Origin of the sequence: Nocardia sp. SSK8 (assembly GCF_037034205.1) — a bacterium.
Classification (GTDB): Bacteria; Actinomycetota; Actinomycetes; order Mycobacteriales; family Mycobacteriaceae; genus Nocardia.
Map to the genome: position 1 here is coordinate 356,978 of NZ_JBAGKD010000002.1, position 16,724 is coordinate 373,701.

15 protein-coding genes are annotated in these 16,724 nt (G+C 63.2%); 9 read left to right on the plus strand and 6 right to left on the minus strand.

The features are described 5' to 3' along the window. Positions 1–5: 5 nt before the first annotated feature. The 5 genes from WA675_RS05095 to WA675_RS05115 form a co-directional block, all read right to left on the minus strand. Positions 6–3,077 (minus strand): hypothetical protein, encoded by a 3,072-nt coding sequence (locus WA675_RS05095; protein WP_336082342.1) that lies wholly within the window; start codon positions 3,075–3,077, stop codon positions 6–8. Beyond that, the gene (locus WA675_RS05100) at positions 3,074–3,703 is read right to left on the minus strand and encodes a hypothetical protein (RefSeq protein WP_336082344.1); all 630 of its coding nucleotides are present in this window, start codon (positions 3,701–3,703) and stop codon (positions 3,074–3,076) included. Before WA675_RS05100 ends, WA675_RS05095 begins: the two co-directional genes overlap by 4 nt. Further along, positions 3,703–4,224: a hypothetical protein gene (locus tag WA675_RS05105; protein ID WP_336082346.1), complete on the minus strand. Its 522-nt coding sequence runs from the start codon at positions 4,222–4,224 to the stop codon at positions 3,703–3,705. The genes WA675_RS05100 and WA675_RS05105 overlap by 1 nt, the downstream gene beginning before the upstream one ends. Then, positions 4,205–5,500 carry a hypothetical protein gene (locus WA675_RS05110; RefSeq protein WP_336082348.1) on the minus strand — a complete coding sequence of 432 codons (1,296 nt, stop codon included), beginning with the start codon at positions 5,498–5,500 and terminating at the stop codon, positions 4,205–4,207. Before WA675_RS05110 ends, WA675_RS05105 begins: the two co-directional genes overlap by 20 nt. Positions 5,501–5,868: 368 nt before the next feature. Further along, positions 5,869–6,390: a hypothetical protein gene (locus WA675_RS05115; RefSeq protein WP_336082350.1), complete on the minus strand. Its 522-nt coding sequence runs from the start codon at positions 6,388–6,390 to the stop codon at positions 5,869–5,871. A gap of 1,271 nt (positions 6,391–7,661) precedes the next feature. On the opposite strand from WA675_RS05115, the gene WA675_RS05120 reads away from it, so the two are divergent. From WA675_RS05120 to WA675_RS05160, 9 genes are all read left to right on the plus strand, one after another. Continuing rightward, positions 7,662–7,964, plus strand: a complete 303-nt coding sequence (locus WA675_RS05120; protein WP_336082352.1) for a hypothetical protein — start codon at positions 7,662–7,664, stop codon at positions 7,962–7,964. Beyond that, positions 7,961–10,564 (plus strand): TPR repeat region-containing protein, encoded by a 2,604-nt coding sequence (locus WA675_RS05125; protein WP_336082353.1) that lies wholly within the window; start codon positions 7,961–7,963, stop codon positions 10,562–10,564. Before WA675_RS05120 ends, WA675_RS05125 begins: the two co-directional genes overlap by 4 nt. Next, a complete protein-coding gene (locus WA675_RS05130) occupies positions 10,561–11,352 on the plus strand; it encodes a hypothetical protein (RefSeq protein WP_336082354.1) in 792 nt (263 codons plus the stop codon). Before WA675_RS05125 ends, WA675_RS05130 begins: the two co-directional genes overlap by 4 nt. Next, complete coding sequence (locus tag WA675_RS05135) at positions 11,297–12,181, plus strand: hypothetical protein (protein ID WP_336082355.1); 885 nt, start codon at positions 11,297–11,299, stop codon at positions 12,179–12,181. Before WA675_RS05130 ends, WA675_RS05135 begins: the two co-directional genes overlap by 56 nt. 27 nt (positions 12,182–12,208) lie before the next feature. Then, complete coding sequence (locus WA675_RS05140; protein WP_336082357.1) at positions 12,209–12,805, plus strand: YbaB/EbfC family nucleoid-associated protein; 597 nt, start codon at positions 12,209–12,211, stop codon at positions 12,803–12,805. Between the two features lie 73 nt (positions 12,806–12,878). Next, positions 12,879–13,436 carry a DUF3558 domain-containing protein gene (locus WA675_RS05145; protein WP_336082359.1) on the plus strand — a complete coding sequence of 186 codons (558 nt, stop codon included), beginning with the start codon at positions 12,879–12,881 and terminating at the stop codon, positions 13,434–13,436. A 12-nt stretch (positions 13,437–13,448) separates the two neighbouring features. Beyond that, positions 13,449–13,823: a hypothetical protein gene (locus tag WA675_RS05150; RefSeq protein WP_336082361.1), complete on the plus strand. Its 375-nt coding sequence runs from the start codon at positions 13,449–13,451 to the stop codon at positions 13,821–13,823. Then, complete coding sequence (locus WA675_RS05155; RefSeq protein ID WP_336082363.1) at positions 13,823–15,145, plus strand: hypothetical protein; 1,323 nt, start codon at positions 13,823–13,825, stop codon at positions 15,143–15,145. Before WA675_RS05150 ends, WA675_RS05155 begins: the two co-directional genes overlap by 1 nt. Then, complete coding sequence (locus tag WA675_RS05160; RefSeq protein ID WP_336082365.1) at positions 15,132–15,887, plus strand: ESX secretion-associated protein EspG; 756 nt, start codon at positions 15,132–15,134, stop codon at positions 15,885–15,887. Before WA675_RS05155 ends, WA675_RS05160 begins: the two co-directional genes overlap by 14 nt. A gap of 113 nt (positions 15,888–16,000) precedes the next feature. On the opposite strand, the gene WA675_RS05165 is transcribed toward WA675_RS05160, so the two are convergent. Then, positions 16,001–16,402: a hypothetical protein gene (locus WA675_RS05165; RefSeq protein WP_336082367.1), complete on the minus strand. Its 402-nt coding sequence runs from the start codon at positions 16,400–16,402 to the stop codon at positions 16,001–16,003. Between the last annotated feature and the right edge of the window lie 322 nt (positions 16,403–16,724).

Consider the following 16,724-nt stretch of genomic DNA (forward strand, 5'->3'; position numbering starts at 1 on the left):
TCCCGTCACTCATCGGCGCGCCCCGCCTCGAGCCAGGAATGGATGGCATCAACACGTTCACCGTTGGCGTCGTATCCCCACGCCCTCGTCGGCTGGTTGAAGGCATCGCTGCTGTTCGCGTGCTCAAACCACATCAGCTCACCACAAATGTCCGCCGCGTCGACCAGTACGCTGTCCTGGCAAGTCCCCAGAATCGTGACGGCGGCCTCCTCCGCAACGGCTTTCAGCGCACCGAGAACGTCCTTCCGATTGACCTCACCCAAGCTGTTGCCCAGTTCGTCCAGCACCAGGACTTTCCCGGCCGTGTGCGAATCCGCCAGGACCGCGGCCAGTACCAACTGCACCGCATAAACCTTGACCTGTGCGCCGTTTGCGATCTGACGGTAGGACACCAGCGGTCCAGAGCGCGATCGGCGCCAACGCGGCGTCGCCTGCCACGTCCAGTCCCCCGGACCGCTCGGCCGCTCGCTGTTGAATGTAAGTTCCGCGCCGAACCCGCCGCGTTCCCGATCGAGCCGATCGAAAGCCGTACTCACCCCTCGAAGAATGCTCTCAAGATGCCGTTCGATCATGTCCTGCAGCGTCATCAGCCGGTCGCTGGCCAACGCGAGCTCGGTCTCGGCGTTCTGGACCAAGAGAGCCTTCTGCTCACGATCCTGCTCGATTCGGGCGCGCGTCGAGCGATCGCGCCCGAGGTGTCCCTCCAGTCGCACCTGTAGGGGGGCGGCTAGGTCCTCGAGCACAACGGTCGGGAAAGCGAGAGCGTCGGACCGCGCGAATTCTCGCCGCAGGCGAGCGGTGTCGGCCAGTTCACCTGTCGTAGACTCGGCACCGTCCTCAATTCCGTATGCTCTGGCGGCGTCGGCCACACATCTGAGGACCTCAGCGTGTGCTTCGCGAGCGCTCCTCGACGGCTCTGACTCGCGTACCAACTGCGCGCTATGTTCGTCACCGCCCCACAGCGCACGCCACCTCTCGACCTGCAGTCCGATGCGCTCGTTTTCCAGTGATGCCAGCTTGCTGCTGGCCTGGTCATCATCGGCCTTCTTCTCCCTGTACACCCCCTGCACTGCCTGAACCCGCAGATCGTGGCCTTCCTTGTCAGCCAGGCGGTTCCGCCACACAGCCTCGAGTCCGGCTTCCTCCTCCACGGCTTTTCCGATCTTGCCGGCGATCTCCCCGACCTGTTCATTGATCTCCGCGACGGACTCCTGGACTTCCTTCAGATCTGCGGCGGCTTTCGCACCCCGGAGAGCGGCCTCGGCGAGTTCGTGCTCGGCTTGGGCGAGCACCAAGGCCTGCTGCGATCGCGCGGCGTCATCCGTCGCCTTCCTAACTCTCGACCTCAGATCACACACCACCGCTGCACGTCCTGTGATCGGCGAGGGGAAGCCGGCGAAAATGGTTGCGCGCGCGGGTTCGTCAGTGATGAATGCCAGTCCACGATCATCTACGTCGCGCCAGCGATCGGCGAGAACACCGAGAAAGTCCGAGATCGGACGAGACGAATGGGCACCATCGATGTCTGTGTGGTGGCCATGATCGTCTGTCGCCACCAGCATTGCCCCAGGCAGATCTGCCACCGCCCGGCGAGCGTCGACCAGCTGATCATGATCGACGACTACGGCGTCTTGCCACGGCCACAGACGTCCCTCCCAGCGCAGACGGGCGGCCGGGAGAACTTCGACGATATCGAACAACGCCGCCCCAGCGATCCCGGCTTGTTCCAGCAGGTCGATGACGTGACCGGCCTTTCCGATACGCCCTTCCTCAGCGCGCTTCAGTTGCTGTTCCAGTTCCTGCAACCGATCCTTGTTCCGGTCGCCGCGTAGCCTCGCCTCGGCGAACGATTCGAAGGCTCGATCAACCGCCAAAGCCGCCTCCTCGGCGGTTTCACCCGCCCAGTCCTTGGATGCGTCGATCAGCTCCCGCAGGCGGAGTTCGAGAACCTGGCGTTGGCCGACAAGTGTGGATCGAGCGCTCTCCAGATCGCGCAACCGCTCGCCGGTCCTTTTCCAGTTGATCCGCGCATCCTGCTCGGCTCGGTCCAAATCGTTCTCGGCGTTCAGCTGAGCCAGCTCCAACTCGGCCCGCCGCAGTTCCTCGGCAGACTCAGCGCGCAGCCCCACAGCCGTCCGCCACCGCTGCTCGAGATCACGGTCTCGCTCCAGGACGTCCAGGTATCGAACTGCCGAATAGTAGTGCCAGTGCTGCTGAGCCTGGTCGAGTTGTGCACGGGCGTTGTCTCGTGCGGATATATTCACCAACTCGTTCTCGTCGAGCAGGTACTGTCGCTTCTGGTCTTCCAGCGCTTCGTCGTAGTTCTTCTGTCGATCCACGACCACACCGCGCTCGGTCTGTTCTTGCTCAAGCAGTGTTCGTGAACCCGACAGAGCAATCAGTGATTCGGCGATCTCCCGCGGACCCATCTCCGTCATTTGCTGGCTGAGGAGTGATGGCACAGGCGGCCGGAGCGGTGTGTCCAGGTAGCTCAGGCACCGCGGCGCGTCCCCGTACAGGGTCTCGGCCATCCGGCGGGCAGAGCACGTACCGTTACCCTTCGCGGCTTCCCAGAGATCATCGGCTTGCAGCTCACGAATACCGTCTTCATCGCTGTTTGCAAGATGAACGCCGGATATCCAGCGTACCTGCAGGTAGGGCGCCGATGTCGACAGCCGTACCCACACGGTCTTTACAGACTTTGCCGGATCGTCCTCGCGCGCGAAAACACCCGCGATGTAGCCGACCGTCGATGGGCGGATCTGCTGCACGGGATCCAAACCGGCGGAGTCCGGCTTGAACAGCACCCCAGCGGCGTTCTTGCCGCCATACACATCCAGCCGCCATTGCGGATCGGCGAGGAGGACCGAAACGGCGATAAGAAAGCTGGTCTTCCCGGAACCGTTCGAGTCCATTTTGGGCCCCTGGCCCGAAACCGCAACGAAGGTCCGTGGCACAAGCGGAACGACATGGCTCGTCAACCGCGCGATATCGAAGGTCTGCACCGCGAACAGTTGGCGGTCGCCCACCACACCGCGGAGAGCGCTGTCCGGCTTCGATCCTGCCCCAGCCGTCATCGCTGTTCCTCTCGGTTGCCTGCCGCACGCATAGCCCTTAGACGTTTGATGGACAAGGCAAGATCCCCTTCCGGTTCTGCGAGAAGAATCAGTTCCTCGAACAGGTGCGAAACCGCTGCGTCGGTCAACCGGCGGAACTGGGGACCGGGTACCACGCCGCCCGCAACGTCCTTCACGAGATCGGCCACACGCAGTGCGGTCATCGCCGAGTCGATGGTTCCCGGCGCCAGCTCGCTTTCGCGCCCGAGCATGTCCGGCGATACCGGTCTGCTCCGTGTCCATAGGTCCCCCAGGGCAAGTCGTCCCTCGGCGCGCGGAACCGCCACGCTCAACAGCAGCACCATCGCCAGGACGGCTCGCTGCGTGGCAGGCAGAACTCCGATGCCCAGGCCTACGAGTTCGGCCGACACGTCGTCCGCGTATCCGGACAGGTATCCGCCCCCGGCCTCGATCAGCACCCGCCCGGACCGGGCGAGCACCTGCTCCACAACAGGCCGCAACGTCGGTTCGGCCAGCGCACGGAACTCGCGTGCGGGGACCGGATGCAACGCCGCTTCCACGGCGGCGACCGCGGACATGACTTCCAACCTGCGCGCGGCAGGCAGGGAATCGAACAATGCGGACATCACTCGGTCCTGTCACGGGGTAGCAAGTCGTACTCCGCCCGCAGATACGCGATGTCGGCTTCCGACCACAGGGCGACCCGCGGTCCCAGGCGGACCGAGCCCCGACCGGAGTCCTCGGTCAGATACCCCCACCACAGCAAGCGATTCACCGCACGCCGCGCCTGGACCACACCGAGGGCCGAGACCACCTGTGTGACATGCTCGATCGTCGTCTCGCCACCCGGGTAGAGCGGCGCAGCGGAATCGGTCCAACAGGCACGCAGGCACGCGGCCAAAACGATGACGGGATTGGCGCTCGGTGTGCCGGGACTGCCCGCTGATTCCAGCTCCGGTGCGACATCGTCCTGCCACGTCATCGCCCAGCCCGGTCCTCTAGGCAGATCAACCGGGACCAATTGCCTGCCGGCTCCACTGGCCGCGGCCAGTCGTGCTTCCGTGGTGGCGATGTCGTGCGGCAATTCAGCTGTTCCCGTGGCACGTAGCGCAGCGAGCCAGACGCGGTCATCCATGCTGGTGTCCATCAGCCGGCACAACCAAGCGCAGTGGTGTCATATAGCTCACCGCTGCCGCTGAGTCCACGCGCAAAGAGACTCCAAGCACGACGCGGACAGGCAGATCACAGTCCGCGGTCGCGGCAAGCAGATCGGCGACTATCCTCGCAGCCCTGGGCCATCCAGCCTTCAGCAGCTCATCCGTGAGATCGGCCTTCTCGCGGCCACGCAGATACAACCTGGTCATGGTCTCTCTCCGGATTCGGACTGCCTGCTGCCGTCGGCGAGCGCGCTCGACGGGGTCCCCAGGATCGGAGTACGCGACTGTCCGGGGCGGGCGTCGAACGATCTCGCGTGGCCGCAACTCCCGCATGGTCGCGATCACGCGCTGAGCGGTAACAGTCGTCGAAGGTGGGTCGAAAACCGTTTGAGTGAAGACTCCGGCCAACACGTCTGCACTCGAACGCAACGCTGCCGATCGGTACTGCTCGGCCGTCAGCATCGAGAAGTCACGGTGCGTCTTGATATGTTCAAGCAGACGTTCGACAAGTACATTCGCGGCCGCCGAGTACCGCAAAGCCTGCGCGATGAGCTGACCACCGGTAGCGGCGAGCTCCGGAAACTGCTCGGACACAAGGTCGATCAGCGTGCGAGCCTCCTGCAACAGCTGCTCGGACATCCGATGGTTCGCACGCTGCGCGATCAACTCCTCCACTGGACGACCGGCCAGTTGGATCAGTTCGTTCGCGCTGATGGCGATCGCACGCCGGAGAGTGATGAGCTTCGAACTGATCTCGCCCGATTGCAACTGGTCGTCCACGACCCCCTGCCGGGTCTCATCGAGCAGGATCAGGATCTCCTGAACCCCGCCACCTCGTTTGAGGCGTTCGAAGACCAGCAGCGCCGCCACGCTCACGGTCGGGAAGACCAATCGTTGCTGATGCGGCTGATCCCGCGGCGGATGCACGAACCCCATCCCCCGCAGGACAGAGAACCGGCTTTCGAACGTTCCCGGACCAGCGTCGCCACACATGGCTTCCAGCTCGGCGGCCGTCAGCCCTCTCCCGGAATCGTCACGATCACCGAACGCCGCATAGACGGCCTGCGCCCACGCCAGCACCGCCGGATCCTCGACAACCGCACCCCGATGACGAGCGACCGGGGCCACGAATGCTGTTAACCGGCGGCAGAATTCGACGTTCTCCTCGCTGACGCCGACCTGAGAGAAGAGGTCGTCCTCGTCCCGAGATAGATCCTGCCCGCCGCAGACCTCGCCCTCCGATGACGTTGTCAGCTGCCGGAACACTGCACCCCCTTGTCCCACCCTGCAGTTGAGCCGATGACATCGACTCGACTGCAGGAATCGTAGCTCCAAGTTGGCCGGTCGTCATCTCTTCAGAACGAAACCCAGGATATCGCGGGTGATCCAGTTCATCAGCGGCTGAATGAGGGAGCGATCCGGCGGACCGACACCAGCGTGCACGGATGTGTCCAGATCGGTCGGCCGCAACGCTACGACCAAGTCGGCAAGCATCCTGAGATGCCGATTACCGGATGCTCCGCATTCTCCTTTGTCGGCTTCCCTGGCAGCAGGTAAGAGCAGCACAACCAGGTACCTCAATACCGCCGCGAACTCAGATCTTATGGCCTGCGGGCGATATTATGTTTGCGATGCTACTTCTCGCGGCTGGCGCATATTCCGTCAGCAATCTGTTTTAGAGAGTGCATTAGCCAGTTGTGCGCCTCCATCCCTTGTCGATAATCTGCCTTCGCCGACAAGGTTGTGCGACCATCTTGAAGCAGCTGTTGTACGCCGTCGTAATTCCCCGTGCCGAACCCTCCCGTGTAAACCCCTAGCGTTTTGCCGCCATTTTGGTTTATGACGGAGAAGACCGGAACATCACTCGGGCCATCTGCAATGTAGATCATATTTGTGAACGGAACACGGCGATCATCTGGCGACATTCGAGCGTTCACATCGATGTCCGGTTCGAAGTTTGCTCCTTTATTAATCTCGAAGACCGCTCTCGTCTTCGTCGTATTGTTGAGAGTGTACCCGATACCCGTAAGAATGCCCACGGTTTCCATCGACCCTTCTTGAGGTGAATCCAGATATCCTCGCGAAGGCGAATTCGGCAACAGCTCACAAGCCCATGCGCCGTCGGCATGTTCCCTAATAGGGTTGCCTTCGATCATCTGCCGAAGCCCAGTCGACACAATCTAATGCTCGACCTCTATTTCGTGATGCCTATACCGCTCATCACTTTCAATGAAGGTACGCGTCTCCTGCAAAAATTCCGGCATGCCCGATGCCAGCGGTACGAGTGCACCGAGCTCGCGGAGTTTGACGTTCGTCAAACCAGAAAATGCCCGTCTCGAACGTAGTTAATAATATGACCGAGGTAGGCGGTATCCCGAGAAACCGATAAGTCGCGCGACTTATAGTAGTCAACTAGTCCGTTGACTTCCTTCCAGAAAGTCTTCGCATCGACGTCATATTCCTCGAACAGTGGATCTTGCATATAGCCAGGAGTTAAGGTCTTATCGAAGGTGTTGAGGGAGGGTGGCATTGCTCCCCCCTTACGCCTGTTCTGGGGAGACGAAGCGCGGGACGCTATTATCGTCTTCGAGCCACCCCTGGAGGGAGATGTCCATTCCGCGAACCTCCTCGTGGGCTAACCCAAGCAAGTGAACCGGTAGAAGGACGTTCACCGCAACACCGTGCTCAAGAAGCCTGTCGATCGTGTCCTTACGGCCCTTTAGCACCTCGACGTCATCGAAGACACACTCAACGCGCCCTGATCATGGTAAGACCACGAAAAAGTCCGACACTATCTCCGCGGGCTCGCCGCTTCGGGCCCATAGCCGCCCAACCATCGTGGCGACCTCGGCCGCCGAAGGGTGTGGACGAATCGCCCCGATGGATGTCATCAAACGAGCATAACGTGCGGAGGATGCAGATCGCCGCATACGAGCCCTTGCGAACGAGGTCGGAGCTGAATCTTGAGGTCGCCTGGGCACCACCCGCCCCGACGCCGACGATGCCGCCTCGGACAAGCCGTTGACCGGCTGACCCACATCGGTCTTGGAACCGAGCGAAGCATGCTGCAGAGTTGCGCTGCTCAGGCGATGTTCAGTACCTAGCGTGCACATCTGGTGGGGGTGACATTTCGGTTACGCACTCCTTGCCCGTGACGGTGCGTCCTGCACGTTCCACGGCCATTCTGCGCCGGTCGATGCCTTGGTCCTGGTCGGCTGCCGTCGTTGGACCGACCGATCGCGCCGCGATCCGCCCAGCGCAGACTTCAACGGATAGCGGGTAGGTGTAGGACTGCGCGGGCGGCGTTTGGACACGAGCGTATCTGGGCTCGTTGCAGATGCATCCGGCGTCTCGATAGCATGTCAGCCGAACGGCTGCGGCGACGTCGTGGTGAATTTCGATGGGGGTGAGTACGTCTATGGGGGACATGCTGAAGGCTGATCTCGATGAGATCAGGTCGCTCGGGACACAGTTGGGTGTGAAGGCGAGTGCGATCGCCCAGATCGCCGCGCCAGCAAAAACCAGTATCGAAGCGGTCGTGATGCCCGACGCCGGGATCGAGGACCTGTTGGGCAGAATTACGGCGAAGCTGGAAACCACCCTGTCCAAGCACAGCACCGCCGTACAGGCGATGGCAGACGGCGCCGCGACCGCCGCGACGACCTACGAGGGTGTCGAGGATGTCTTCCGCGCGCAGCTGACCTCGCTGACCGAAGGACTCTCGCAGTGACGACGCCGACGATTCCGCAGGTCGAGTCCTGGAAGCCGCAAACACTCATCGCGGCGGGCCAGGCGATCATCAACGCCGGAACAGACCTTACCGACCGGATGGCCGAAGTCGATCTCGCGGTGGACAAGAGCGCGGTGAACTGGCAGGGCGATGCCAGCGCGGCTGCCTCGATGCGTGCTGTATCGGAATTGCTCACGGCCTCCCAATCGAAACGCGCCACCGCCACCATCGGGGACGCGATGGTGGCGCAGGGCGGGACGATCGACGGCTACCGGTCGGCGGTGCTCAATACCCGTGATGCCGCTGTCAACGTCCACGGGATGACCGTCGCCCCGGACGGAACCGTCACCGCGCCGACCGTTCCCGGTGACGACACCGACGCGACGCGGTCGATTCTGCAAGGACAACTCGACCGTCAGGCCGCAGATTTCCAGACCAGCTTGAAGGAGAACCTGGCGCACTTGGGGACCTCGCTGACCGCGTTGCGGTTCACGGCCGCGCTCGGCTTGACCGACCTCGACCAGCACGGCGGACCGGGTGGCGCGACCGTCGGAGCCCCCACGTTGTCGGGGGCGGGAGGCAAGGCGCTCGGTACGCAGATCCGGGAAGCTGCGGACGAGGGCGAACCGATTCCGGCGGAGGTCCTCGATCAGCTCACCGAGGATCTGAAAGCCACCGGCATTCCGCCCGCTCAGCTCGAGGCCTACCTGAATGGTGAGGCCACCACCATCCCCGCTGGGACCCAGCAGTATCTGAAAGAGCTGTACGGCGCGGCCGGAGCTGATGGTTTCACCGCCGCCAGCCAGCAGTTGCAGGCTCAGGGTCCGGCGGGTCAGCAGGCGGCGTCCTCGTTGGCGAACGGTGTGCTGGTGATATCCAACGAGAAGGTCGGGACCGGGCGTGGCAGCGACGGCAAACTCACCGGTGGGGGGAGTTATGAGAATTTGCCGCAAGACATGCGTGATCTCATCTCCACCCGGGTCGCGCCCAACGGGATGGCGCCCGATGCCAACACCACGATGTATCCCGGCGACAGCACGATCGTGGGAAACCACAAGGAGTTCGTCACCGATCAGAAAGACTTCCTCCAGGCACTGTCGCAAGCAGAGCCTGGCAATGAGCCGGGGACCAAGATGTCTACTGAGCTGATTCGACAGGGAATGCACACCGCGTGGGTCGAAGATCATGGAGGCGGTCTCCCCTTCAGCAACTCCCCCTCGGACGACCCCAAGCATGTCGAACCGCTGGAGCAGGCGATCGCGCTCGGTTCGCGCAACACCGACGGCGTCCACGCGATCCTTACCGGCGAGGGCGATGCTGAGATCCTCGGCGCTGGCTACAATCCCGACACTGCAGTGCTGCCGTTGCTGCAACGCGACGACGGGACCGCGATGGGGTCGCTTACCGACTGGATTTCGCGTGACGCGCATGTCACCGCAGCACCGGATAGCCCGGAGTACCCGGGCCAAAAGGAGGCCGCTACCCAGGCGGGTGAAGCGGCTCGTGGGCTCGCGGAGATCATGTCCACCGAGAAGTCCGCCGACGGCACGAACAACTACACGACCCTGCTCTCCGGGGACGGCAAGATCGGTGACGGGACCGCCGACCAGGTCGCCGAAGCACTCGCGCCCTACGTCGGCAACATGGTCGGCATGCCCAGCGGTCATCCTGGTGATATCACCGACACGATGGGCTTCGGCCCCGACTTCGGCGGCAAGGACAACGACACCGGTGGCCCGATCGGGCCATTGCGGGTCTTTAGCATCCTCGACTCCGACGAGGGCGCGAGCACGATCATCAACGGCACCGCCCTGGCCGAATCACAACGCATGGACCGGCTCTTCGCACTAGAGGAAGCCAACGGTGACGGCAACCCGAACAACGCCAAGTACAGCAGCCGCCTGCAATGGCTGGTCAATCAGGGACTCGATGTCCAGTCCGCCCAGGAAACCCAGAACGGGGTCGATGCCAGCGCGTCCGAGGCGAGCCGCAACGCCAAGTGGAACACCGCGTGGACCGCGTCGCAGATCGTCGCGGGCGGTATGGGTCCAGGCGGAATCGGGGTCGCGGCGGGGTCGGAATTCCTCAAGCCGTTTGTTCTATCGGCTGATTCACCGAGCACCCCAGAGCAGTCACCGCTGAAACTCGACACCACCAAGTTCGACTTCGACTACAACCCCGGCGACAAGGACGCGACCTACCGGCCCACCAGTTGGGGCGGCAGCGAGCACCGCGAATACACGATGCTGCGCACACTCGCCGAAGCCGGGAAAATCGATATGAACCAAGTCCCCGATATCTACAAGAACGAAAACGGCGAGTTCAAACCGTATTCCCAATATCGCCAGGACTACACCAATGGATCCACCGTCGAGCAAGACAGCGCCGAGGTCGGCCCCAACGGCCGCAAGGGCCTCCTCCAACAGGCGGGCATCAACCCCGACTCTCTGCAGGATTACACCGCCCAAGCATCGCCCGGCGGGTCCGAGTACCAGGCACTGAACTCGACAATTCAAGGCGGCGACAAGATGCCACGCAAAGAATGGCTCGAGTGGCTCGCCGGAGAGCGATCGGCGAACTCCGGGAAGAACACATGGTGACCACCGGAACCCGCTGCCCCGGTATCGCCACCTACGCACTCGCCGCGCTACTCACCCTTGTCAGCGCTTGCACCCCGGCCAGCGAACCCGAGCATGCCTCTGGGCCGTACCGCCCGCCCGAGGAGGTCCGCAACGCGACTGTGGTGTGGTCCGCGGCACCGGGAGTCGACTTGTCCACCACCGAAGCACGACTAATCCGCGCCACAAGCGAGTCCGAAATTATCGGTAAGGCCGTAGGCTTCGACGCGACATACCCAGGATTTGCGGAAGCTCTGAACAGTCGACAGAATCGCAGATACGAATCATCCGACTACCGCGGCGAAATCTCGGGAACTCTCTATCAACATATTCTAGAATTCGACCACAGCGTGGTAAATTCGGGGTTCATCGCGAAAACTTGCACATTGGATACGGCCATTTCCCGTCTCGTCGGCGGAAAGTGGGTTCCCACAGGAATTGGTACCGCTTTGGTGACATACATGTTCACCGATACGGTTGGCAGAATGGATGGATACGATTTAAAGAGCTATCCGCTGGAGGCAGGGGCAGATCGATTCCATTGGCAGGCGCCCAGCGAGAATGTGTTCGGCTGGTGGCGAGCCTATCTTTACGACTATAAGGGACTGAGCAAGTATTACGGGGTGAACACCGAGATCGATCCGTGTGTCGCTTGGGCTCGAACTATCGATCCCGACGTTGCGTTGGACCACCCACCAACCGACTACGCCCGCGATGTCCGCCCTCCTGCTCAACCGGTGTATCCGGGTTGGCCGGATCCGGCCCGATGACGACAACCCGACCCGCGAACTCCGGGAAGAACACATGGTGACCACCAGAATCCGCCGCGCCCGTTTCGGAGTCTACGCACTCGCCGCGCTACTCACACTGGTCAGTGCCTGCACACCGCCTAGCGAGCCCGAGTCGCCCACCAACCCCTACCGCCCGCCCGCAGAAGTCCGCGACGCAACCGTGGTGTGGTCCGCCGCGCCACGAATCGACTTATCCTCCACCGAGGCGAGACTGGTCCGCGCCACCAGCGAATCCCGCATTATCAGCGCGGCGGCCGGTTTCGGCGCGACATACCCGGGATTCGCGGACGCCCTCGACAGCGCACAGCGTCCGAGATTAGAAACAACACATAATCGTGGCAAAATCGCCGGAACCCTCTATCAACATATTCTGGAAATTGACACCAGGGACACACCTTCGGGATTTATCGCGCATACCTGCACGGTGGACACGGGCATTTCCCGCCTTGTCGACGGAAAGTGGGTTCCCACCTGGATCGGTACCGCCTTGGTCTCATACAAGTTCACCGATGCGGCTGGCCGCATGGGCGAATATGAATCGAAGACCTACCCGTTGGAGGCCGGGTCCGACAGATTACATTGGCAGGCACCCAGCGAGAATGTATTCGGCTCGTGGACTGCCCGGTTCAACAACTACATGGAGCTGAGTGAATTTTACGATGTGACGACCGAGGTTGAACCGTGCGTTGCCTGGGCTCGAACTATTGATCCCGATGTTGCTTTGGACCACCCACCTAACGACTACGTCCGTGACGCGCCCCCGCCGGTGCAGCCGGTGCATCCGGGTTGGCCTGACCCGGCCCCCTGAAGGCGCCCGTGACAGAATCGAGCCGCGATGATCCCCCAGCACGAAGAACTCGGCGCGAAAGTCCGCCGACTACAGCAGGCAGTTGCTGACGTACATGGCGAGACCAGTGTGGACGGCGTAACTGTCCGCACCGATGCCAATGGCCGACTGTCAGAGCTGCATATCGGCCACAGCGCGTATGCCCGTGGCCCCCAGGAGCTCGCCGAGCTGATTGTTCGCGTGTACCGCGACACTGCCGCCGAGGTCGCCGCCCGAACCTCGGCGATCATGGCCGAACTCCGCGACGACCCCGCCGTAGCCCGAATCGCCGATGCCACCGTCATCGAAACCGCGCCGACGCCCGCCCGGCCCGCACCAGCGCCGTCAACCCAACCGGCTCCGTGGCAGGCATCGCAGGCACCATCGCAGCCCAGCTGGTCCACTACCGCACCCGGCGACCCGTCGCGCGATCACGGCACATCCTCGACCCGCAGCCCGGACCCGGCTCCCTTTCCCGGCTACCAGGACTACACCACGCCGACTGTTCCGGCCGCGAAAGCGCCTGAACGATCGTATCGACCTCCCTACGAGGACGATGACGACGACATCGACCCCTACTACCAGCGGAAGTCGTGGCTGGTCTGATCGGGTAGAGTCGTCGGCCAGAAACGCATCGTGGGGTGCACCCGCGACAAGAGCTGTATTCAGGGGGAAGTCCATGCGGATGTGGCACAAAGCCATTCCAGCTCTCGCGGTTGTCGTGGGGGCGATCAGCGGATGCGACGACGCCGACCCGAGCACGGCAGCGCAGCCCAGCACCACAGCTGCTCCGACGACGAGCGCGGACCCGGATGCCGCGCTCTGGGATCCGTGCAGCCTTCCGGATGCCGCGTTGACTGCGGCCGGGATCAACCCCGCGACTCGGGAGAAGGACATCGCGGGGGTCGAGTTCGAGGGTTGGAAGGTGTGCGGTTGGAAGGATTCTGCCACTAGGTACGGATTCACGGTCGCCTCCGGCGCTCACACGATCGAAGAAGCTCGCGCTCGCACGGACTACACCGATTTCGCCGATCTGACAATCGGATCCCGACCAGCCCTTCGGTCGCGCCCAGCGGGATCCGCGTACGAATATTCGTGCTACATCACTGTCTCGGTGCCACACGGCCTGGTTGATTTCGACGTGCTGAACCGGCATAGCGCGAAGAATCCACCCGACCCGTGCGTTGAGGTGGAGCGACTTGCGAGCGCGTTCGTGACGTATCTTCCGAGCGAGTAAGGAGACGCGGCATTGGCGAATATCGATCCGGATGAGTGGAAACGGCTCGAAGGGCAGGCAGCTGCGGGGGAGCTCGCACTGAATCCTGAGGTCGGCGCTGGCCTCACGCGAGTGTGTGATGACCACATCGCCGTCCTGGAGGATGTTCTTGGCAAAATTCAACACGTCGATCGCCTGACCGGCTTTGGCACCTTCAACTCGAGCCAGATCCTCGAGCGGAAGTTCTCGCTGACTGCTGCGGGTGGTGAGCGATCTCTCGACCAGACGATCCGTGAACACATCGACGCAGTGACCACGGCCAAAGAGGTAGTCCTCAAAGCCATCGCGAACTTCCAAGCCCAGGATGAGTTCACCGCTGGGCAATTCAACGGCCTGGGGGAAGGCTGATGACCTACGAGGAGTACCGGGACAAGGTGATCGCCGCGCAGGAACAGTGGAACCAGGAGCGCAGCGGCATCTACCTCGTCCAGCACACGGCCCAGCTGTCGAGCATTTTCGCGGATCAGATCCAGCCCACTCACCTCACGGGGACCGATGACGGATATGACCACATGTCGTTGGCGCAGATGCAGGCGGCCGTCTCGGCGATGAAGCCCGGCGCGGTGCAGAGCGCGTCGGATGTGTGGTCGGCGATTTGCACCGATGTTTCGACCTCGCTGCAAACCTTCACCACGGCGTTCGCGGCGACGACCAATGCCGATAACGGGTGGGTCGGTACGGCGGCCTCGGCGGCGGTTACCGCCGTGAACAACTATGCGGCACAGTCGAGCACGCTTCCGGCGGCAGCTCTTGCCATCAGTCTCAAACTGGATGAGATGCGGACCGGTATCGAGCAGACGCAAGCGTTGATGCCTGGTGTCACCAACCGCCCGACACTGACGGGGAAGACGCTGCCGGTCGATGGTGAGATGAAGCTGGACCAGTACACCGAAGACGAGGCCGAGGAAGAAGGCCGACGGATCCTGCGGACCATATACGGTCAAGTCGCGGTCCAATCCGATTCCGGTGTGCCGTTTATGCCGACCGCACCGAAGATCGTCGACAGCGGCGGCGGTGACACCGCAGCTCCGGGCGGGGGCTCACCGGGCGGGCCAGGTGGTGGGAGCACCGGCGATCGGGCAACGACACAGCAGCCGACTGCCGAGACGCCGCAGACCGAGGACCCCCAGGCCACCGAACCGCAGAACCCGGCGGCGCCCCAAGATGAGGGCGACACGTCCGAAGACTCCCCGGCGTCGTCGGACGACGACACCTCGGCAGCTTCGATTACATCGCCAGCGGCGACGACGCCCGGCGCCACGCAGCCAAGCTCCACGATGCCCACCACACCGTCGCCATCGTCGGCACCGGTGGGATCTGCGCCCGGCGGTAGCGGCGGTGGAGTCGGCGCGGGAGGTGGAAGCCGTGGCGGTTCGCCAGGTTCAACGCCGAGCCCAGGTCGCGCAGTGGCTGGAATGCCCGGTACGGGGCAGCCTGTAGCGGCAGCGACGAACGCCGCTGCTGGTGGTGGTGCCGCCGGGCGGACCGGTATGGGCGGAATGGGAGCGGGCGCCCCCGGAGCGCGAGGTGGAGGACAAAACGACGAGGAGCGCCGGGGCGTCGCGGAGTACCTCGTCACACAGGACAACGGTGAAATCCTCACCGGTATCAGCGAAATCAGAACGGTACCCCCAGTGATCGGCGGGGATTTCGACAGTGCACAGCAGTAGATTCACCGCCCAAGAGTTCGCCATCCTCTGGTCGGCGTACGGGCGTGACCGCCTGCCCTACCCGCTGCAATTCCGCACGGAGATCAGCGATGTCGACGAGCTGAGGCGACACCGCGAGCAGGCGGTGGAAAGACTGCTCGCCACCTACAATCCCGAGATCGAAGCAGCCCTGAACACGCTGCTGAGTCCGGATGCGCGCGTTGAGTCGAAAGGATTTGTCGGGCAACATGATCCGCGCATCATTCGGTTCTTCGGCGCGATTCGCGGTGAGGCGGGCGCGACGCTCATTCAGGAACCCGGTCCGGCTGAGAACTCCGGTGGTGACGTCATCCTCACCGCGTGCGGCGCGGCTCAGGTCGCGCAAGCCGCCGTCGCGGCTCTGCCCGCTCGTACGCCAGGCAGGCGGGCGCCGCTGGAAATCTCGCGCGCCCGCATCGCCGAGGAGGACGAGCACTTCGAATTCCGGGCCGGTGCGCTCACCGCGACCGAGCAACTGAACCTGATGTTCGAGCGTCCACGCTCGGCCTACGGCGAGATCGCCGCTTTCACCGGCGGCGCGATCGACGCTCGCCCGTCGGCCTCGGTTCGCACCTTCTGGTGGATGGACTACCCCGATGGGCGCTACTACGTCCGGACCGGTGACCCGATCATCGCCGAACCGCTCGACCGCGATCGGATGACCGCCGGTATCGGCACGATGCTGCGTCGCGCACAACGCCTGCACGCCGCCGCTTCCCGCTGACGCGGATCGGCGCCGAGTGTCCCGCGCAAGTGCGGCGTGGGTGTTGCGGCCGTGCCCGATGTCGCGTCGTGATCGAGCCCACGGCGGTGTGATCTCAGCGGGTGCGGGTCGTTTCATCGGCCGGTGCCTTCCGCCGCGCTGAGCCAATCGGCGATGTTGTCGAGCGATCCGTGGCAGATCACCCGGAACGGGCTGTACAGCTCCCATCCGTAGGGTGGTTCCGGTGCCCGGCGGATGCCCAAGGATCTGTGCGCGGCTCGGTCGGTCAGCTCAGCAACCCGGGTTTTGGTCGCATCGCTCACTGATTCCCTCCTGGGTTGTTTCGGTTCAGCTGTACGTATCGCCGGGGAATTGTCGGCATCGGCACGACCGTGGGCAGCCTGGTCGGTCGGCATTGGTGGTGTCGGCTCGAACCTGGTGGCGACCCAACCGGCTTCACACATCGCGTCCAGCGTTGCCAGCAGGTCCACCAGCGACGGGCCGGGCGCTGGGTTCGGTGTGGTGAGATGGTTCATCGAACGATTCCAATATCCAGCATTGGCATCGAGTCAGCGGCACGGGGCGATGTGTCGGTCACCGAACGGCCCGGCGAGGACGACGGCGTAGAAGCGGCGACACCTGCCACAGGTCACGGTGGTCGCGGAATGCGAATCCACAGCGGCACAGCGCACCCAGATCGCGCCGGGCTTGCCATCTGTGTACCTGTGCGTTGCGGGCGATCTGGTCGACGGTTAGCATGCCGCCGGGGGTCAGGACATCGAGCACGGCGCGTTGCCGGTCTGTCAAGTGGTCGAACATCGCGTGTTCCCCTTCACGGCGAATGGAGTGCCTCGCTGG